17 protein-coding genes are annotated in these 18,471 nt (G+C 71.6%); 7 read left to right on the forward strand and 10 right to left on the reverse strand.

The features are described 5' to 3' along the window. Window positions 1–91 precede the first annotated feature (91 nt). Window positions 92–661, forward strand: coding sequence for a peroxidase-related enzyme (locus MB1_RS04020; protein WP_066903870.1), 570 nt, complete (start codon window positions 92–94; stop codon window positions 659–661). A gap of 22 nt (window positions 662–683) precedes the next feature. Here MB1_RS04020 and MB1_RS04025 read toward each other — a convergent pair whose 3' ends face one another. Beyond that, a complete protein-coding gene (locus tag MB1_RS04025; protein WP_084350804.1) occupies window positions 684–2,093 on the reverse strand; it encodes a pyridoxal-phosphate dependent enzyme in 1,410 nt (469 codons plus the stop codon). Between the two features lie 228 nt (window positions 2,094–2,321). Between MB1_RS04025 and MB1_RS04030 the strand changes: the two genes are divergently transcribed. The 5 genes from MB1_RS04030 (at window position 2,322) to MB1_RS04050 (ending at window position 6,759) form a co-directional block, all read left to right on the forward strand. After that, window positions 2,322–3,245 (forward strand): DNA-3-methyladenine glycosylase family protein, encoded by a 924-nt coding sequence (locus MB1_RS04030; protein WP_066903872.1) that lies wholly within the window; start codon window positions 2,322–2,324, stop codon window positions 3,243–3,245. Between the two features lie 71 nt (window positions 3,246–3,316). Next, the gene (locus MB1_RS04035) at window positions 3,317–4,012 is read left to right on the forward strand and encodes a hypothetical protein (protein WP_066903874.1); all 696 of its coding nucleotides are present in this window, start codon (window positions 3,317–3,319) and stop codon (window positions 4,010–4,012) included. A 140-nt stretch (window positions 4,013–4,152) separates the two neighbouring features. Then, a complete protein-coding gene (locus MB1_RS26465) occupies window positions 4,153–4,785 on the forward strand; it encodes a copper resistance CopC family protein (RefSeq protein ID WP_084350806.1) in 633 nt (210 codons plus the stop codon). A 103-nt stretch (window positions 4,786–4,888) separates the two neighbouring features. Beyond that, complete coding sequence (locus tag MB1_RS04045) at window positions 4,889–5,494, forward strand: copper chaperone PCu(A)C (protein WP_084350808.1); 606 nt, start codon at window positions 4,889–4,891, stop codon at window positions 5,492–5,494. Beyond that, the gene (locus MB1_RS04050; protein ID WP_084350810.1) at window positions 5,494–6,759 is read left to right on the forward strand and encodes a Dyp-type peroxidase; all 1,266 of its coding nucleotides are present in this window, start codon (window positions 5,494–5,496) and stop codon (window positions 6,757–6,759) included. Before MB1_RS04045 ends, MB1_RS04050 begins: the two co-directional genes overlap by 1 nt. On the opposite strand, the gene MB1_RS04055 is transcribed toward MB1_RS04050, so the two are convergent. The 4 genes from MB1_RS04055 to thiM are packed head-to-tail and all read right to left on the reverse strand — an operon-like array spanning window position 6,732 to window position 10,609. Further along, window positions 6,732–7,568 carry a GntR family transcriptional regulator gene (locus MB1_RS04055; protein WP_084350812.1) on the reverse strand — a complete coding sequence of 279 codons (837 nt, stop codon included), beginning with the start codon at window positions 7,566–7,568 and terminating at the stop codon, window positions 6,732–6,734. The genes MB1_RS04050 and MB1_RS04055 overlap by 28 nt on opposite strands. Continuing rightward, window positions 7,561–8,439, reverse strand: a complete 879-nt coding sequence (locus MB1_RS04060; RefSeq protein WP_066904259.1) for a sulfurtransferase — start codon at window positions 8,437–8,439, stop codon at window positions 7,561–7,563. Before MB1_RS04060 ends, MB1_RS04055 begins: the two co-directional genes overlap by 8 nt. Then, window positions 8,436–9,788 carry an LLM class flavin-dependent oxidoreductase gene (locus MB1_RS04065; RefSeq protein WP_066903876.1) on the reverse strand — a complete coding sequence of 451 codons (1,353 nt, stop codon included), beginning with the start codon at window positions 9,786–9,788 and terminating at the stop codon, window positions 8,436–8,438. Before MB1_RS04065 ends, MB1_RS04060 begins: the two co-directional genes overlap by 4 nt. Beyond that, window positions 9,788–10,609: a hydroxyethylthiazole kinase gene (gene thiM, locus MB1_RS04070; protein ID WP_066903878.1), complete on the reverse strand. Its 822-nt coding sequence runs from the start codon at window positions 10,607–10,609 to the stop codon at window positions 9,788–9,790. Before thiM ends, MB1_RS04065 begins: the two co-directional genes overlap by 1 nt. Window positions 10,610–10,779: 170 nt before the next feature. On the opposite strand from thiM, the gene MB1_RS04075 reads away from it, so the two are divergent. Next, a complete protein-coding gene (locus MB1_RS04075) occupies window positions 10,780–11,886 on the forward strand; it encodes an LLM class flavin-dependent oxidoreductase (protein ID WP_066903880.1) in 1,107 nt (368 codons plus the stop codon). A 26-nt stretch (window positions 11,887–11,912) separates the two neighbouring features. Here the strand turns inward: MB1_RS04075 and MB1_RS04080 are convergent, their stop codons facing one another. Genes MB1_RS04080 through MB1_RS04100 form a run of 5 tightly spaced genes read right to left on the reverse strand, consistent with a single transcriptional unit; the run spans window position 11,913 to window position 18,409 of the window. Next, on the reverse strand, window positions 11,913–12,731 hold the full coding sequence (locus tag MB1_RS04080) for a sugar phosphate isomerase/epimerase family protein (protein WP_066903882.1): 819 nt from the start codon (window positions 12,729–12,731) through the stop codon (window positions 11,913–11,915). Beyond that, window positions 12,728–14,539: an FAD-dependent oxidoreductase gene (locus MB1_RS04085; protein WP_084350814.1), complete on the reverse strand. Its 1,812-nt coding sequence runs from the start codon at window positions 14,537–14,539 to the stop codon at window positions 12,728–12,730. The genes MB1_RS04080 and MB1_RS04085 overlap by 4 nt, the downstream gene beginning before the upstream one ends. Beyond that, window positions 14,536–15,630, reverse strand: coding sequence for a Gfo/Idh/MocA family protein (locus MB1_RS04090; RefSeq protein WP_066903884.1), 1,095 nt, complete (start codon window positions 15,628–15,630; stop codon window positions 14,536–14,538). The genes MB1_RS04085 and MB1_RS04090 overlap by 4 nt, the downstream gene beginning before the upstream one ends. Next, complete coding sequence (locus tag MB1_RS04095) at window positions 15,630–16,463, reverse strand: aldo/keto reductase (protein ID WP_066903886.1); 834 nt, start codon at window positions 16,461–16,463, stop codon at window positions 15,630–15,632. Before MB1_RS04095 ends, MB1_RS04090 begins: the two co-directional genes overlap by 1 nt. Next, window positions 16,460–18,409, reverse strand: coding sequence for an oxidoreductase (locus MB1_RS04100; RefSeq protein ID WP_245650015.1), 1,950 nt, complete (start codon window positions 18,407–18,409; stop codon window positions 16,460–16,462). The genes MB1_RS04095 and MB1_RS04100 overlap by 4 nt, the downstream gene beginning before the upstream one ends. Window positions 18,410–18,471: the final 62 nt, after the last annotated feature.

Raw genomic sequence — 18,471 nt, forward strand, 5'->3', positions numbered from 1 at the left:
CGAACAGCCGGACATATCCCCGGAGCCTCTGCCACGATCCGGAGCAGACCGGTCCGCGACGGCCCGGCGGCAGCACCGAAGGAGCGCGTTCATGATCAGTCGATTCCCGGTACCCGAGGTCGCGGACCTGCCGGAGGACCTGCGCGACCGGATCCTGCAGGTCCAGGAGAAGTCCGGCTTCGTGCCGAATGTCTTCCTGGGACTGGCCTATCGACCCGACCAGCTGCGCCTGTTCATGGACTATCACGACGCGCTCATGGATGCGGACGAGCCGCTGACCAAGGCGGAGCGGGAGATGATCGTCGTCGCCACCAGCGCCCGGTGGAGCTGTCTGTATTGCGTGGTCGCGCACGGCGCGATCCTGCGCATCCGCGCCAAGGACCCGCTGATCGCCGACTATCTGGCCACCAACTACCGGCAGGCGGATGTCACCGACAAGCAGCGCGCGATGCTCGACTACTGCGTGCTGCTGTCGGTGGACCCCGATCGGATCGACGAGGAGCAGCACCGGAAGCTGCGCGACGCCGGCTGGAGCGACGACGCGATCTGGGATATGAGCGCGATCACCGCCTTCTTCTCGATGTCGAACCGGCTGGTGCACGCGGCCGGTATCCCGCCGAACCCCGAATTCCATCTCCTGGGCCGGGTTCCACGAGGCTGACCTCGGCGGTCGCGACCGCCGGTCAGGCGGCGCCGGCGACGGCGGCCGCGCGATCGCGAGCGGCGGCGCGGTGCAGGTCCTCGGCCGCGAGGATTCCGGCCAGCCGACCATCGCGCAGCACGGTCACATGATCGCCGAGCTCCTCCCCCAGCCGGGCGATCGCCTCGGCCGCGGTTTCCCCCGTGCCGACGGTCGCCGGTGGCGGCGTGGCGATCTCGCCGACGGCTCGATGCGGCTCGCGCTCCGCGCGGGCGAGCAACTCCCGGCGGCCGATCACCCCCCGGATCTCGCTGAACGCGGCGGGCAGGATGCTGTGTTCGCGCAGCACCACCGGCAGGATCGTCGCCCCGGTGGATCGGACGAGCGCAGCCGCCTCGGCCAGGGTCACCGCGCGTCCGGCGGCCGGTACTTCCACCTCGCCCACCAATTCGGCGAGCAGGCCGGTGCGGTCGTCGTCGAGGAAGCCGAGGCGTCGCTGCCAGGCCCGCGAGTGGTACTTCGACAGGTAGGCGCGTCCCGAATCGGGCAGCACCGCGACCACGGTGTGCTCCGGGCCGAGATCGCGCGCCACCCGCAGCGCCGCCGCGGTGACCAGTCCGGCGGAGCCGCCGACCAGCAGGCCCTCGCGGGCGGCGAGTTCGCGGATGGTGGCCACCGATTCGCGGTCCGGGATCGCGACGATGTGGTCGACGACGTCCGGGTGGTAGCTCTGCGGCCAGACGTCCTCGGGGGTGTCGGGGTGCAGATAGTGGCCGGCGGCCTCGACGAAGAAGGGGCTGCCGTCGCCGCCGTTGTAGACCGAGCTGACCGGGTCGGCGCCGATGACCTGCACCTGCCCGTCGGCCACCTGCTTGAGGTACTCCCCCGTACCGGAAATCGTTCCGCCGGTGCCGATCCCGGCGACCAGATGGGTGACCGTACCCTCGGTATCGCGCCAGATCTCCGGGCCGGTGGTGCGGCGGTGCGCCTCGGGGTTGCCGGGGTTGTCGTATTGGTGGGCGAACCAGGCGTCCGGCCGCTCCGAAGCGATCCGTTCGGCGATATTCGACACGTGATCGGGGTGGTCGCGCGGATGTCCGGCCGGCGTCACGATCAGCTCGGCACCGTAGGCCCGCAACAGATCCTGCTTCTCGATGCTGACATTGTCCGGAACGACGACCACCAGGTGATAGCCCCGGCCGGCGGCGGCCTGGGCCAGACCGATCCCGGTATTGCCGGACGATCCCTCGACGATCGTCCCGCCGGGGATCAGGGCGCCGGATCGTTCGGCGTCCTCGACCATCTGGCGCGCCGCTCGATCCTTGACCGAGCCTCCGGGATTGAGGTATTCGAGCTTGACGTAGACCCGCGCGGAGATGCCCTCGGTCAGCCGGTTGAGACGCACCAGCGGGGTATTGCCGACGGCGGACAGCACCGAGTCGTAGATCGCCATGAGTTGGAGTCCTTCCCGGGGTGTCCGATGGTCCGTACCGCGTTCCGGACCGGCCGGAACACCTGCTCGGACCGTAGGACCGGGCGTCGGCCGCGTCGACCCAAGCGCACACCGTGATTCCAATCCCCCGCGACCGGTCCCGACCACACCGTCGCCGCCGCCGGTTCGCATGTCATGTCCGTGTCCGTGTCCGGGGAACCTGTCGGTGTCGGGGCCTACCGTCGATCCATGCGCACCCTGGATGTCCGCGGCACCTTCTCGCTGCGGGCGAGCACCCGGTTCCTGGAGGGCTTCGCCCCGGCGCGATACGACGGCAGCGGCCCCACCGACGAGCGGCCCACGCTGCGGCTCGGCTTTGTCGTCGACGGCACCGACGAGGTCGCCGGGGCGGTGATCACCCAGCAGGACGACGGCACGGTCACCGCGGTGATCGACGCAGCCGACACCGGCACCGACTCGCCGATCGCCGACGCCGCGGCCCGGCAGATCGAACGGATCCTGTCGATCGACGTCGACGGCACCGGCTTTCCCGCGATCGGGGAACGGGATCCCGTGATCGGCGCCCTGCTCGACCGGTTCGACGGGCTGCGGCCGGTCTGCTTCCTGTCCCCCTACGAATCGGCCTGTTGGGCGGTGATCGGCCACCGCGTGCGGATCGCTCAGGCCGCCGCCCTCAAGGAGCGGATCGCCCGGACCTTCGGCACCGTCGTCACGGTCGACGGCGCGCAGGCCCCCGTCTTTCCGTCCCCCGCCCGGTTGGCGCAGGTCGCCGATCAACTGCCGCTGCCGGAGGTCAAACAGCAGCGGCTGCACGCCCTGGCGACCGCCGCCCTCGGCGGTGCCCTCGACGCCGATCGGCTCCGCGCCCTCGACACCGAGTCGGCGCTGAAAGCCCTGCAGGAGTTGCCCGGCATCGGGCCGTTCTCGGCCGAGCTGATCCTGATCCGCGGCTGCGGGGCACCCGACATCTTCCCGACGGCGGAGCGGCGACTGATCGACTCGATGCGGCAGCTCTATCGCGAGCCGGACGCCGAACTGCCGCGCCTGCGGGCGATCGCGGAGGCCTGGCAGCCGTACCGCAGTTGGGCGGCGGTCCTGGTCCGCGCCTACCGCGAGGAGACCACCGGGGAGATCGGCGGGCGCATGTCCTGAATGGGCGATTTCCCGGCCGGCTCTACGACGCCCTGTCGGAGCACGTCGGGGCCGGTGTCAGAATGAGCGGTATGCGACCACCGAGGCTCCCCCGCGCGCTGCGCGGCGCCGCCGCGGGATCGGTCGCCACCACCGGCGCGCTGTTGTCCCACCTCGCCGGTGGCGGAGCCATGCCGGGCCTCGGCGGGGTCGCCATATCCCTGGCGCTGTCGCTGGTGGTGTGCACCCTGCTGGCCGGGCAACGGTTGTCCTTGCTGCGGCTGACGGCGGCGGTCGCGATCAGCCAGTCGCTCTTCCACAGCCTCTTCGTCCTCGCCGCGCGCCCGGCGCCGACGCTGGTTCTGCCGGCGAGCGCGACCGACGGCAGCCACCTACACGGCGGCGTGCCGATGTCCGACGCGGCGATGCCCGCCGCGACCATCACGACGTCCGCGCCGATGTCCGATGTCTCGGCGCCGTTGCACGACATGTCGGCGATGGCCGGCTCCAGTGCGGGCATGTGGTTCTGGCACGCCTTTGCCGCCGTCGTCACGATCGCGATCGTGCACCGCGGTGAACGCACCCTGCTCGAGCTGCAGGCCCTCGGCCGCGCGATCGCCTCGCGGGCCCGGCGCACCATCGTCTTCCCCGAGTCCGTTCCGGTGGCGATCCCCGACGGACTCACCCGCCTGCCGGTGTGCGCGGCACCCGCATCGGCCGCGGACGAACCCTTCCTGGTGTCGGTGGGCAGGCGCGGACCACCCGGACGGCTGATCTCCGTTCTCTGACCGCCGTCCCACCGTCGCGTCTGCGATGCGCCGTGGGACCGGCGGATTCCGCAGCTCCCCTCTCGGGGCGCTTTTCTCCGCGCGTGGCGTCCCCGTGCCGGAACGACACGGGTGACCGCCGCGCAGATGGGTGGTTTCACATGCGCGCATTTCGCGCGATGGCGGGCGCGGTCCTGACCGCTGCCGTTGTACTGGTCGCCACAGCCGCACCCGCCGCGGCGCACGACGACCTGATCTCCAGTACGCCGACCAGCGGTCAACAGCTCGAGACCGCGCCGGCGGATGTGCAGTTGACCTTCTCGGCCGACGTCCTGACGATCGGCGCCGCGGTGATCGTGGTCGACGCGTCCGAACAGGACTGGGTCGACGGCGCACCACAGATTCAGGGTGGGTTGGTGACGGCTCCGCTGCGCACCGGGATGCCCGCCGGCGGCTACGAGATCCGGTGGCGGGTGGTGTCCTCGGACGGCCATCCGATCAGTGGGGTCGTGCCGTTCACCGTGGCGACCGGCGTGCCGGTCACCGAGCCGTCACCGACCGGTCAAACGACAACGGATCAGCCGACGTCGAGCCCGGCACCGTCGGGGCAGTCGACGAGCGCGGCGGCGGGCACGGACACCGCCGCCGATGCCGCGGGCTCCGACGACGGCTCGGGCGGCGCGCTGCGCGTGCTGCTGGTCGGCCTCGCCGGCGCGGCCATCGCGGTCGCGGTCTACCTGGTCGTCCGCGCCCGACGCGGCCGCACCGGATCGTCCGGCGATCCGCGCTCCTGACCCTCGCCTCCCCGAACCTCACCGGAGCGCCACCCCGACATCACGCGGGGGCGTCCCTCCCCACCTCACGGGAGTCCCCGACTCCCGGAAAAGGACCAGTGCGTTGACTATTCGCATCACCACCAACCGTCTGTTGATCGCCCTGACCGTGGGTGCGATCGCCCTGACCGGCTGCTCCAGCACCGACAGTTCGAGCACGAGCACCTCCGGTACCGACACCTCGAGTGCCGGCTCCTCGACGAGCGCGGCGTCGAGCTCCACGGGTTCCGGCTCGACCGCCACCGCGGCCGAGGCGGTCACCCTCGACGACGCCTGGGTCAAGGCCGCCGACGCCGGCATGTCCGCGGCCTTCGGCGTGCTGTCGAACAGCTCCGATGCCGACGTCACCGTGACCGCCGCGGCGAGCCCGGCCTCGACGATGCTCGAGCTGCACCAGACCGTCACCAACGACGCCGGCGAGATGGTCATGACGCCCGTCGAGGGCGGCTTCGTCGTGCCCGCGGGCGGCACCCTTGCGCTCGAGCCGGGCGGCAACCACATCATGCTGATGGACCTGACCGGCCCGCTCGTCGCCGGAGACGAGGTCCCGGTGACCCTGACCTTCGCGGACGGCTCCACCGCAGAGTTCACCGCGCCGGTGAAGGACTACTCGGGCGCCAACGAGTCGTACGAGGGCGACTCCGGGATGACCATGGATTCGGGCTCCTGATGCCGGCGCCCGAACCGGGCGCCCGTCGATCCGAGACGCCGCGGCGGCGAGGCCCGCTTGCCGCGGCGTCGAGGCGACAGTTCCTGATCGGGGGAACCGTCGCCGCCGTCGGCGCGTCCGGCGCGATCGGACTGGACTACGCCCTGCGGCAGAACGGCGAGTCGACCTCGGCGGAATCGGCCGGTGCGGCGGAACCGCTCAACGGGGATCGGCTCGTCGACTTTCACGGCGCCCACCAGGCGGGTATCGCCACCGCCGCCCAGGCGCATGCCACCTTCATCGGCCTGGATCTGCATCCGGAGGTCGACCGGGCGGGGCTGCGCCGGTTGATGCGCATCCTGTCCGACGACGCGGCCAGGCTGACCCGCGGTTCCGCCGCACTGGCCGATTCCGAACCGGAACTGGCGATCTCACCGGCCGGCCTGACGGTCACCTTCGGCTTCGGGCCCGGCTTCGTCGCTCGGACCGGTAGGGACGGTCCGGCGTGGTTGCGGCCGTTGCCGGCGTTCTCGATCGACCGGCTGCAACCGGAGTGGAACGACGGGGATCTGCTGCTGCAGGTCGCCTCGGACGATCCGATCACCGTCGCGCACGCGGTGCGGATGCTGCTCAAGGACGCCCGCAGCTTCGCCGGGGTGCGCTGGACGCAACAGGGTTTCCGCCATGCGCACGGCACGGTCGCGCCCGGCACGACGATGCGCAATCTATTCGGCCAGGTCGACGGAACCACCAATCCGACGCCGGGGACCGACACCTTCGACCGGGTGGTGTGGGCGACCGACGGGTGGCTCGCCGGTGGCACGGGCATCGTGATTCGGCGCACCGCGATGGATCTCGATACCTGGGACCGCCTCGATCGCGGTGGGCGGGAACAGTCGGTCGGGCGTCGCCTCGATACCGGGGCGCCGCTGACCGGTGCGGCGGAGCACGACGAGCCGGACTTCACCGCGACGACGGCGATCGGGTTCCCGGTGATCCCGGAGTTCTCCCATATGCGGCGGGCCCGCTCGGACAACCCGGACGAGGTGATCTTCCGGCGGGCGTACAACTACGACCTGCCCCCGTCCGGGGGCGCGGTTTCCGATTCGGGGTTGATCTTCGTCGCCTACCAGGCGGACGTCGACGCCCAGTTCGTGCCGATCCAGCGCCGCCTCGACGAGTTGGATCTGCTGAACGAGTGGACCACCCCGATCGGGTCGGCGGTCTTCGCCGTCCCGCCGGGGTGCGCCCCCGACGGCTATATCGGCGAGACCCTGCTGGAGTGACCACCCACCCCGGTCGGCACCGGCTCGGATACGGCGGACTGCCGCCCTCCGCGCGTCGGGGCCGGCTGCCGATCGGGTCCTCCGGTGCGCCCGCCGACTCGCAGTTGCCGATCGCGCAGAAGATGTTCGCGCATCAGCGATTCCGCGCGATCGGCATCCCCGTCGACGATGGCCGCGAGGATGTCCTCGTGTTCGGACTGCCGGTCGACGAAGGGGCGGCTCCCCCCCTCCGACGGTCCGGGACCGTTCGGCGATTCGCGCCCGGTTGACGATTCACGCTGGGTTGTCGATTCACGCCAGGGAGCGCAGACCTTGGCGATCGCCTCGAGCCCCTGCAGCAGTTCGGTCAGCGTCGGATTGCGCGCGGCATGCCGCAGGATGGTGTGAAAGTCGTTGAACAGCAGCCGCTTCTCGGTCGGGTCGGCCGACGCGGCGGCCCGGCTGGTCGCCTCGGTCAGCCGGGCGAGGTCGGTCTCGCTGCGGCGTTGGGCGGCGGCCTTCGCGGCGGCGGTTTCGAGGATCTCGCGGACCTCGAAGACGTCCAGGGTCTCCTGTTCGGAACGGATCCGCGGCAGGTAGCCGCGGGAGGTGATCGTCAGCAGGCCGTCGCGTTCCAGCAGCGCCAACGCCTCCCGCACCGGGGTGCGGGAGACGTCGAACTCGACCGACAGCGCCGCCGGGATCAGCGAATCGCCGGGCCCGTAGGTGCCGGAGGTCAAGCGGCGGCGGATTTCGGCGTAGATGCGGTCGCGGGCACTACCGGCGGGCGCCCGGTCACCGGAGCCGCCGACCGCGCCCCGCTCAGCCATCGGCCGCGACCTCGGCGAACGGGGCCGCTCCGGTGACCAGCGGGCGCTCCGGATCGGAGCGCCAGTCGGCGAGCGATCCGTCGTAGATCGCGGTGCGGTGCAACCCGACCTCGTGGAAGGCCAACGCCAGACCGGCGGCGTTGATGCCGCCGCCGCAGTAGACGATCGTGTCGGTGTCCGGGCCGATGCCGAGCCGGTCGGCGAGCGCCCGGGTGCGCGCCGGATCGATCCGCCCGTCGTCGAGGGTGTCCGGGTAGGGGGCGCTGTGCGAACCGGGGATGTGACCGGTGCCGGGCTGCGCCGGATCGCCCCGGTAGGCCTGCTCGTTGAGCGCGCAGAGCACCACCTCGGGGGCTCCGGCGATCCGGTCGATGTCGACGAAGAAGCCGTCCGCCGCCGCGTCGATCGTCGGCCGACGGTCCTCGGCATCCGGGAGCGGTTGCGGTGCACCGGATTCGACCGTACCTCCGGCCGCGGTCCACGCGGTGAGCCCGCCGTTGAGGACCCGCACGTCGGTGAATCCGCGCGAGCGCAGCACCCACCACACCCGGGCGGCCCAGGCGCCGGTCAGCCGGTCGTAGACGACGATCGGGGTGTCCGGGCCGATGCCGACGCGGGCGGCCGCACGGGCGATGCCGGCGTCGGTGGGACGGGTGAACGGCAGCGCCGACCCGGGGTCGGAGAAGTCCTCGAAGAGGTCCGCGAAGCGGGCGCCGGGGATATGCGCGGCGGAGAAGTCGTCCCGCCCACTGGCGAAGGGCGGGTCGTCCGGGCCCGCCCCGCGGCGGATGCTCGCGTCGAGGACGATCACCTCGTCCCGGTGGGCGATCAGCCAGTCGGCGTCGACCAGCGCGCTGCGGGTGCCGGTCATCGGCCGACCCCCACCGGTGCGGTCGATGCGGCGCGGTTGCGCCATTCGCCGCGTTCGGGCCGGTCGAGACCGAGGTTCTCGCGCAGGGTGGTGCCCGCGTATTCGGTGGGCACCAGGCCGCGGCGGCGCAGTTCGGGCAGGACCCGTTCGGTGAAGTCCACGAAGGCACCGGGCACGTGGGTGGCCTGGATCATGAAGCCGTCCGCCGCGCCGGCCTCGAGCCATTGCTGCATGGTGTCGGCGATCGCCTCGGCCGAGCCGACCATATTGCCCTCGGTGCGCGCCCCGTACCAGCGGCCGATCTCGCGGATCGACAGCTTCTCGCGTTCGGCGAATTCGACGATCTCGCGATAGTGCCCCTCGACCCCGACCTCCGCGAGCGGCGGCAGCGGACCGTCCAGATCGTATTGGGTGAGATCGACATTCACGTGGTACGCCATCCGGGAGAGCCCGGCTTCCGGGGTGACCAGATCGGCGAACGCCCGGTGCGCCGCCTCGGCGTCGGCGGTTGTCTTCCCGACGACGGTGGTCACCGCGGGCAGGATCTTGACCTGGCGCGGATCGCGGCCGCGCTCGGCGACCCGGCGCCGCAGATCCCGCGCGAAATCGATACCGGATTCCAGGGATTCGTGGCTACAGAAGATGACGTCGGCCCAACGGGCGGCGAAGTCGCGGCCCGACGGCGAGGCCCCGGCCTGCACGATCACCGGGTAGCCCTGCGGCGAGCGCGGCACGGCCAGCGGCCCCTGTACGCGGAAGTACTCGCCGACGTGGTCGATCGCCTCGACCTGATCCGGGCGGCCGAAGACGCCGGACTCCCGGTCGTGCACGATCGCCTCGTCCGACCAGCTGTCCCACAGCCGGGTGGTCACCTCGAGGAATTCCTCGGCGCGCCCGTACCGTTCGGCGCGCGGCGGCAGCGCGTCCTGGCCGAAATTCTGCGCCTCGGCGTCCTGGAAGCTGGTGACGACGTTCCACGCGGCCCGGCCGCCGGTCAGGTGGTCGAGGGTGGCGAAGGTGCGCGCGAGGTTGTACGGCTGCTGATATCCGGTCGACGCCGTCGCGGCGAGGCCGAGGTGTCGGGTGACCGCGGCCATCACCGTGATCACCGGCAGCGGGTCGAGACGCGGGGTGCCGGTGCCCCAGCGCACCGCCGGGTCGAACGAGCCGCCGAGGCTGCGCGGTACGGCCAGCGAATCGGGCACGAACGCCATATCGAACCGGGCGTCCTCGAGGATCCGGGCGATGCGCACGTAGTGCTCGGCGGTCAGGAAGCCGGTCCCGGCGTCGGGGTGACGCCAGCCGACGGTGCCCTGCGGTCCGGCGTTGAGAAAGGCGGCCAGATGCATCAGTTCGCCAGCTCCCAGAGCCCGTCGACCAGGGCGACGGCAAAGGAGCCGCTGCCGCCGCGCGGTCCGAGACGCTGTGCGGCGTTCTCGGCGGCCCGCGCATAGGCGGCGTGCGCGGTCACCGCGGCGAGCAGGCGATCCTCGGTGACGGCGGCGGCGCCCGCGGCGAGCGCGCCCAGGCTGCACCCGGCGCCGGTGACCTGCGTCAGTCGCCGGTCCCCGCCGGGCACGGCAACAACCTCGGTGCCGTCGGTGATGTAGTCGGTCGGGCCGCTGACCGCGAGGACCGCGCCGCTGGTCCGAGCCAGGGCAGCGATGTGCTCGACCGCATCGGCGGAGTCGGCGGTGGTCTCGACCCCCTTGCCGGTCGCGTCGCCACCGGCGAGGGCGATCAATTCGCTGGCGTTGCCGCGGATGATCGCCGGGCCGAATTCGAGCAGGGAGCGGACGAAGGCGTCGTATTCGACCGCTCCGGCGCCGACCGCGACCGGATCGAGCACCCACGGGGTGCCGGCGTCACGGGCGGTCCGGGCGACGGTGCGCACGGTCTCGGCGTCGTTGGACATCACGGTGGCGGTGTTGATCCAGACCGCACCGGCGCCCGCCGGGAAGGTGGTGGGCCAGTCGGCGCCCGCGCCGATCGCGGGTCCTGCACCGGCCGCGAGCAGGACGTTCGCGCTGAGGTTGGCGGCGATGTAGTTGGTCAGGCCGTAGACGAAGGGCCCGACCTCACCGATGCGGCGGTAGGCGGCGGCGACCTGCGGATCGTCGAAGGAGGTGGCGCGGGAGGTGTCGATGAGGGCGGTGGCCGACTCGGTCATGAAGGTGCTCCGAAAGGGGACGGTTCGTGCGGACCCCTTCTGCATACAGCTGTATACAGTTGCGCCACGAGGGTTCCGCGCAGCGTGCGCGGAACCCCGGCCACGGGATGCGGGGCTCGCGACAATCGTCGGGTTACCCCGAACACCCGTCCGAGAGGTCCCCATCGCCGATGACCGCCCGCATCTTCTGGTTCCTGCCCACCTCCGGTGACAGCCGCTCGATCGTCGGCGCCTCGCACGCGTCGAGCCATCACGTGCGCCCGGCCGGCTACCGCCCGCCGACACTGAGCTATCTGACCGAGGTGGCCCGCGCCGCCGACCGGCTCGGCTACGAAGGGGTGTTGACCCCGACCGGAACGTGGTGCGAGGACGCCTGGTTGACCGCGGCGGCCCTGCTGCAGGAGACGCGGCGACTGAAGTTCCTGGTGGCCTTCCGGCCGGGTTTGACTCCGCCGACGTTGGCGGCGCAGCAGGCGGCGACGCTGCAACGCTTCTCGGAGGGGCGGCTGTTGTTGAACATCGTCACCGGTGGGGACGACAGCGAACAGCGCCGCTTCGGCGACTGGGTCGACCACGACCGCCGCTACGCGCGCACCGACGAATTCCTCGACGTGGTGCACCGGATCTGGACCGAGGGGCCGGTCGACCACGAGGGCGAGTTCTTCCGCGTCGCCGACGCCCGGGTCTCCGAACCCCCACTGCCGCTGCCGGAGTTCTGGTTCGGCGGATCGTCCGCCCCGGCGCTCGAGGTGGCCGCCAAGCGGGTGCACACCTATCTGACCTGGGGTGAACCGCCGGCCGCCGCGAAGGCCAAGATCGATCGGGTCCGCGAACTGGCCGACGGCCACGGCCGCAAGCTGCGCTACGGCATCCGCCTGCACACGATCAGCCGGGCGACCTCCGAGCAGGCGTGGGCCGTCGCACAGGGCCTGCTCGACGAGCTGACCGACGAGCAGATCGCCGGCGCCCACGGTCTGCACGCGGGCTCGCAGTCCGAGGGGCAGCGACGGATGGCGGCCCTGCACGGCGGCAGCCGGGAGAACCTGGAGATCCACCCGAACCTGTGGGCGGGCGTCGGGTTGGTACGCGGCGGGGCGGGCACGGCCCTGGTCGGCTCGCACGCCGAGGTCGCCGATCTGATCGCCGAGTACCACGACGCAGGGTTCGACGAGTTCATCCTCTCCGGCTACCCGCACCTCGAGGAGGCCTACTGGTTCGCCGAGGGGGTGCGGCCGATCCTCGACGCCCGCGGGATCACCGCCCCCGCCGCTCCCTGACAACGCGCGGCCGGCACCCGACACAATCAGCGGCCCGCGCCGACCGTCACCACCTCCCGCGCCGCCGCGACGATCCGATCGAGCCAGACATCGGTGCCCAGCTCCCGGCGTTGCGGTTCGTTCGGCAGCTCGATGCTGATCGGGGTGCCCGCCGGCAGCGCCTCGATCACGCCGCGCAGTTCGAGCCCACCCTCGCCGGGGATCAGCCGCTCGTTGCGGGCCTGACGGATCAACTCCTCGTCGGTGGTCGGCGTCGGCACGGAGCCGTCACACAGCTGGACGTAGTGGATCCACTCCGCCGGGATCGCGCGCAGGTCGTCGAGCGTCGTCGCCGACCGGCCGGTGTGCAGCGTGTCGACAAGCACCGAGCGCGACGGCCCATCGGCCTGCTCGACGATCGCCACCGCGCAGCGCGCATTCGGCACCGCGGTCCACGGCATGAACTCGAGGCTCGCCGCGATCCCGTAGGTCGCGCAGAGCTGCGCGAGCTGCGCATAGGAGTCGGTCAGCCGGGCGATGTCGGTATCGTCGCCGCCGACCAGGACCGCCCGGGCGCCGAGCTGCGCGCCGGCGTCGAGGAGCGGGCGGTAGCTGTCGGCGACGAAATCCGCGCCGATCCGGATGATCTCGATGTCGAAGACCGAGACATCGGAGTTCGCCAACCGGGCGGTGACCTCGCGCATCGCGGCGGGGTCGGTGTGCAGCGGATAGGCGGTTGTCCCCGGCGCCGCGGGCAGCAGGCGCAGCCCGATCGTGTCGAAGCCGTGCCGTTCCGCCAGCGCGATGTGGTCGAGCGGGGCGGTGTCCAGGACGGTCAGGGCCGCCAGGCCCAGAGGTGCGCTCATCGGGAAATCTCCTGTCCCAGGGTGGCGTCCACCGGCGCGATCGATGGCTGCGATGCGTCGGCCCGGTCGGCGGCCGGCCGGCCCAGGGCGGTGCCGGTCAGATAGCCGAAGGTCATCGCCGGTCCGATGTTGACGCCGCCGGACGGGTAGTGCCCGCCCATGACGCTCGATTGGTCGACCCCGACGGCGTAGAGCCCGTCGATCGGGGTGTCGGTCTCGTCGAGTACCCGCGACTGCGTATCGGTCACCAAGCCGGCAAAGGTGCCGAAGCTGCCGGGGACGACCTTGACCGCGTAGAAGGGCCCCTCCTCGATCGGCGCCAGGCTCGGATTGGGCCACGGGTTGTCCGCGTCACCCGAGCTGCGGTTGAACGGGGTCTCCCCCCGACCGAACTCGGGATCCTCACCGCGACGGGCGTTCTCGTTGAAATCGGCGACGGTCTTCGCCAGGCCGTTCGGGTCGATCCCGCAGCGCCGGGCCAGCTCCGAGAGGGTCCGACCACGCTTGAGGTAGCCGGAGAGGCGGTGGTTGAGGTGCGGCACCGGGAACGGTTTCGCGATGCCGAGGGGGTAGCGCCTGAGGTAGCGCGCGTCGGCGATCAGCCAGGAGCAGACCTGGTCGCCCTCGGGGACCGCTTCGAACATGCCGAGCGTGTAGTCGTGATATCCGTTGGCCTCGTTGACGAATCGACTGCCATCGCGGATCACGCCGATCACGCCGGGCTTGCCGCGGTCGAGGATATGCGGGAAGACCCCGCGCCGACCGTTGACATAGCGCACCAGTGAGACCGGGCAATAGGCCGCCGCCGACGCGGTCGTGGTGTCGAGGCGCCCACCGAGCGCGGTGGCCAGACGCAGCCCGTCGCCGGTGGTGGTCGCCGCCGGGGGCAACGTCCAGTGCTCCCGGCCGGTCGGGGTGCGATCGAAGCGCTCCCGCCGCAGGTCGACATCGTGGCTGAATCCGCCGGTCGCGAGCACCACGCCGCGCCGCACGGCGACGGTATAGGTGTCGACGGGTCCGGCCAGCCGGATCGCGGATACCCGGCCGTCGGTGGTCACCAGTTCGGTGGCGGCGGTGTCCGTGCGGATCTCGACGCCGGCGTCGAGCGCGGAGCGCAACAGTCGCCCGATCAGGGCGGTGCCGTTGACCAGGCTCTGCCCCCGGCGGTGGACCGCGAGATCGAGCGCATGGCGGCTGACGCGCTTCGCGCAGTGCAGGAAGGCGCGCGCCGAGCGGGTGGAGTGCAGGAAGGCCTGCAGGTCGGGCCCGGCCATGATGCCCATGCCCAGGAACGAGGTCTCCCACATCTGTCGGCGCAGCAGCCGGGCGACGTCGGGTCCCAGTCGGGTCAGCCGCACCGGCTTCGGGGCGACCTGACGGTGACCGGAGGCCGCGCCGGGGCTGCCGCCGTGGATATCGGCCGCCGCGCCCGGAACGAATTGCAGGGCGGTGCGCTCCTCGAAGAAATCGACCATCTCCGGGGCGCCGGTCAGATAGGCGTCGACCTTCGCCTCGTTGAAGTTGTCACCCAGCCGGGCCCGCAGATAGGACTTCGGCTCCTCGATGCTCTCGACGACGCCGGCCTCCCGCGCGAAGCGGTGCCGCGGCGTCCACATCCAGCCGCCCGACCATGCCGTGGCACCGCCGCAGGTCGACGCCTTCTCGACGACGAGGACCCGGGCGCCGCCGTGCGCGGCGGCGACCGCGGCGGCGAGGCCGCCCGCCCCCGATCCCACGACGACGACATCGAATTCCTCAACCCCCGAGACGCTCTCGGCGATCTGATCCGTCGCGCTGGTGTCGATCATGACAGGGCTCCTTCCGGTTGGCCTGTGAGATCGACCCCGGTGAGATCGACCGTTGTGCCCGTGCGGGCGGATTCGTAGATGGCGGTGACGATCGCCAGGGAGGCGCGCGCATCGCGTCCGGTGACCACCGGATCGCGTCCCTCGCGGACCGCGTCGACGAAGTCGCGGATCTGCAGGGTGTGGAAGGGGGTAAGTCGCGCATTGATGTCGCCGATGTCCTGGTGGGCGGACTCGTCGCCGAGGAAGGGGGCGCCGAAACTGGTGTCGCCGGGCAGCGCCCAGATCTCGTTGACGCCCTCCTGCCCCTCCGGGTATTCGAGCACGCTCGCTACCGCGCCGGTCGCGCCGACGACGGTGACCCGGTTGCCCAGGTTGTGGGCGGCCGCGGTGGTCGCGGTGATCGTGGCGGTCGCTCCGGTGTCGAAGGCGACCACCGCCGACGCGCTGTCCTCGGTTTCGATGTGCTCGCCGTGAGCGTGGGTGCGGATGAAGCCGGTCACCGATACCGGTGTGCCGCAGAACCATTGGAGCAGATCGACCTGGTGGATCGCCTGGGTCATCAGCACGCCGCCTCCGTCGGTATCCCACCGCCCGCGCCACGGGTCGCAGGAGTAGTAGGCGGGCGGGCGGTGCAGCAGGACCGAGACCTCCCCGAGGATGGGGGTGCCGAGGCTGCCGTCGTCGATCGCCCGGCGGATGCGCTGCGCGGCCGGCCACAGCCGGCGCTGGAAGACCACCCCGAAGGTGACCCCGGCGGCCTCGGTCGCGGCGACCATGCGGTCCGCGGCGTCGAGTTCGACGGCGATCGGCTTCTCGCACAGCACGTGTACGCCGGCGGCGGCCGCCGCGACCACCACCTCCTCGTGCACCGGATGCGGGGTGCAGACGGTGATCGCGTCGGGCCGCAGGGCCAGCAGGCTCTCGACCCCGGCCACCCCGGCGGGGATGCCGTACTGCGCCGCGAAGTTTCGGGCGCGATCGGAATCGGTATCGCAGCAGGCGATCACCTCGACCCCGGGGATCTGTTGCAGGGAACGGGCGTGGTTGCCGGCGATCTTGCCGCAACCGACGATGCCCACACGCAGGGTCATCAGAAGTGCTCCTCTTTCTCCACGTCGCGGGCCGCGGATTCGCCGCGGTCGAGACGATCGAGTTGGGCGATGTCGTCCGCGGTCAGCGCGATATCGGCCGCCGCGAGATTCTGGGCCTGCCGCTGGGGGTTCGCCGACCGGGCGACCGGCAGCACCCCGACGGCCAGATGCCAGGCCAGCACGATCTGGGCGGGCGTGCGCCCGTACCGTTCGGCGATCCCGACGACCACCGGATCGTCGAGGACATCGCCGCGGCCGAGCGGGCTCCACGAGGCGATCGGCACGCCGAGCCGGTCGGCGACCTCGCGGACCGGGCGGCGTCCCAACGACGGGTCCATCTGGATCTGGTCGACCGCCGGCGCCTCGCCGACCTCGTCGACCACCCGGGTCAGGTGCGAGCCGAGGAAGTTCGAGACCCCGGCGTAGCGGATCAGTCCGGCGTCGCGGCATTCGAGCAGACCGGCGAAGGCCGATACGTAGCGGTCGAATCGCGGCAGCGGCCAGTGGATCAGGTACAGGTCGAGGTAGTCGAGCCCCATCGTGTGCAGGCTGCGTTCGACCGCGCCCCGGATGTCGCCGGAGATATGGTCGCTGCCACGCAGTTTCGAGGTGACGAAGAGCTCCTCGCGGGCGACGTCGGTGGTCGCCAGCGCGGCGCCGACCGCGTCCTCGTTGCCGTAGATCGTCGCGGTGTCGATATGCCGGTAGCCCACGTCGATCCCGCCGAGCACCGCGCGGGTGGCGTCCTGGCCGACCAGCGGCCAGGTGCCGAGTCCGATCGGCGGAATCGTGGTGCGCAGGCTCGCGCCGGCGCCGGCGGCGGCCGCGGTCATGCGCTCGCCGCCTGTCGCAGCCGCGCACCGATCTCGGCGACCGCGTCGACCGCGGTGACCAGAGCGGCCTGGATCGAACCGCCGTCGCCGCCGGCGTCGCCGATCGCGTGGATACCCAACGGCGGGGCCACCGCCCGCAGCCGACCGAGCAGGTCGTTGCGCGGGACGATGCCCGTCGACAGCAGCAGCTCGCCCGGCGCGTCGATCCAGCGTTCGCCGTCGGCGTCCCGGATCAGCGCGCGGTCGGCCTCGGCCCGCACCACGCGCGCCGACAGATGCGCGGTCAGGTTCGGGTCGGCCGCCAGGCGCGGGAGCAGCACGATCTTGGCGCGTCGTCCCACGTCGTGGGCGATCGTCTCCTGGGGGCCGATCAGCACGACACGCGTGCCGCGGCCGAGCAGGTCGTCGGCGATCGCCGCGGCCTCGCGGTCGGCGCCATAGATGGTGATCGCCTCCGGTGCGGCGTCGCCCGAGCGCAGGAAGTCGCGTACATCGCGGAACGGTCGGTCGACGATCTCGATATCCGGTCCGACCCCGTCGCCGCCGGCCGCCAGGATGATCGCGTCGGGGCGATCGGTCGCGAAGCGGGCGGCGTCGACGCGGGTGCCGGTGTGCACCGTGACCGGCAGATCGTTGATCTCGTCGCGGTACCAGTCGATGATCCGGTGGTATTCCGGGTACTCGCGCAGCGCCGAGGCCAGCCCGAAGTCGCCGCCGATGGTGGGCCGCTCGTCGTAGAGGTCGACCCGGTGACCGAGGCGGCCGAGTTCGCGAGCCGCGGCCAGTCCGGCGGGGCCGGCGCCGATGACCGCGACGACGGTCGGCCGGTCCGCCGGCGCTTCCGGTTCGGCCGCGTCCCGCCCCACCCAGGGGTTGACCGAGCACGGGATCGGCCCGGCGGCCAGCGAATCGATGCAGTAGTTGCAGGCGATGCAGGGGCGGTAGCGGCCGCCGTCGAGCGCGCGGTTCGGGAAGTCGGGCTCGGCGTGCAGGGTGCGCGCCATGCTGACGAAGTCCGCCTTGCCCGCGGAGATGATCTCGTCCGCGGTGTCCGGGGTGTTGATCCGACCGGCGACGCCGACCGGGATGTCGTAGTCGCGGCGGTAGGGTTCGGCGTAGTCGCGCAGCAGGCCGCGCTCCCACTCCCCCGGCTGGATGATCCACTGTCCCGCTTCGTAGTTGCCGGCCGAGACGTCGAGGAAGTCGAGCCGCTCGACGTCGGTGGCGGCGATGCGCTCGCGGGTCAGCTCCGGGGTCAGCCCGCCCTCGATCCCTTCGAACGCCGAGAACCGCAGCCCCAGAGCGATATTCGGGGTGCGTTCGCGGACGGCGGCGATCACCCGATTGAGGAAGAGCGTCGGCTCCGCCCATTCGTCGGTGCGCAGGTTGTAGGCGGGCGAGAGGAACTGGTGGATCAGATAACCGTGGCCACCGTGCAGCGACAGGACGTCGACCCCGGCGCGCTCGCAGCGCTCCGCGGCGTCGGCGAAACACTCGATGATGTGCTCGATATCGTCGACGTCGAGTTCCTCGGGCATCTGACCGCCGACGACCTGGCACGGGATCGGGCTGGGCGCGACCGGAACGAAACCGCTGACCACACCCTGGGCGGTGCGCCCACCGTGGTTGAGTTCCACCCCGAGCAGGGCGCCATGCCGGTGGACCTCGTCGGCGAGGCGGGTCAATCCCGGCAGGCAGTCGTCGGTGTCGACGGCCATCTGGCGGATGCGGCCCTTGCCGTCGGCCCGCACATAGGACGCCTCGGTGAAGATCAGCGCCGCGCCGCCGCGGGCCCGGCGGGCTATGTAGTCGATGTACTCGTCGGTGAGGGTTCCGTCCGGATGGCAGTAGTTGCGTTCCATCGGCGCCGAGACGAAGCGGTTGCGCAGGGTTACCCCTCCGATGCGCAGCGGCTCCGCGTAGGCGGGAATTTGGTTGTCGGTCACTCGTTCTCCGGGCACTGGTTCTCCGGTCACTGTCGTTCTCCGGTCGCTGTCGAAAGTCTGTA

The organism is Millisia brevis NBRC 105863 (assembly GCF_001552615.1).
Lineage (GTDB): Bacteria > Actinomycetota > Actinomycetes > Mycobacteriales > Mycobacteriaceae > Millisia > Millisia brevis.

Bases quoted from the DNA above. Each gene is read 5' to 3' on its own strand.
- MB1_RS04090 (WP_066903884.1), bottom strand. From the start codon at position 15,630: ATGACCCTGCGTGTGGGCATCGTCGGTTGCGGCAAGATCGCCGGCAAC.
- MB1_RS26465 (WP_084350806.1), top strand. From the start codon at position 4,153: ATGCGCGCATTTCGCGCGATGGCGGGCGCGGTCCTGACCGCTGCCGTT.
- MB1_RS04060 (WP_066904259.1), bottom strand. From the start codon at position 8,439: ATGACCGGCACCCGCAGCGCGCTGGTCGACGCCGACTGGCTGATCGCC.
- MB1_RS04050 (WP_084350810.1), top strand. From the start codon at position 5,494: ATGCCGGCGCCCGAACCGGGCGCCCGTCGATCCGAGACGCCGCGGCGG.
- MB1_RS04075 (WP_066903880.1), top strand. From the start codon at position 10,780: ATGACCGCCCGCATCTTCTGGTTCCTGCCCACCTCCGGTGACAGCCGC.
- MB1_RS04095 (WP_066903886.1), bottom strand. From the start codon at position 16,463: ATGACCGCGGCCGCCGCCGGCGCCGGCGCGAGCCTGCGCACCACGATT.
- MB1_RS04025 (WP_084350804.1), bottom strand. From the start codon at position 2,093: ATGGCGATCTACGACTCGGTGCTGTCCGCCGTCGGCAATACCCCGCTG.
- MB1_RS04055 (WP_084350812.1), bottom strand. From the start codon at position 7,568: ATGGCTGAGCGGGGCGCGGTCGGCGGCTCCGGTGACCGGGCGCCCGCC.
- MB1_RS04085 (WP_084350814.1), bottom strand. From the start codon at position 14,539: ATGATCGACACCAGCGCGACGGATCAGATCGCCGAGAGCGTCTCGGGG.
- thiM (WP_066903878.1), bottom strand. From the start codon at position 10,609: ATGACCGAGTCGGCCACCGCCCTCATCGACACCTCCCGCGCCACCTCC.
- MB1_RS04065 (WP_066903876.1), bottom strand. From the start codon at position 9,788: ATGCATCTGGCCGCCTTTCTCAACGCCGGACCGCAGGGCACCGTCGGC.
- MB1_RS04030 (WP_066903872.1), top strand. From the start codon at position 2,322: ATGCGCACCCTGGATGTCCGCGGCACCTTCTCGCTGCGGGCGAGCACC.
- MB1_RS04080 (WP_066903882.1), bottom strand. From the start codon at position 12,731: ATGAGCGCACCTCTGGGCCTGGCGGCCCTGACCGTCCTGGACACCGCC.
- MB1_RS04020 (WP_066903870.1), top strand. From the start codon at position 92: ATGATCAGTCGATTCCCGGTACCCGAGGTCGCGGACCTGCCGGAGGAC.
- MB1_RS04035 (WP_066903874.1), top strand. From the start codon at position 3,317: ATGCGACCACCGAGGCTCCCCCGCGCGCTGCGCGGCGCCGCCGCGGGA.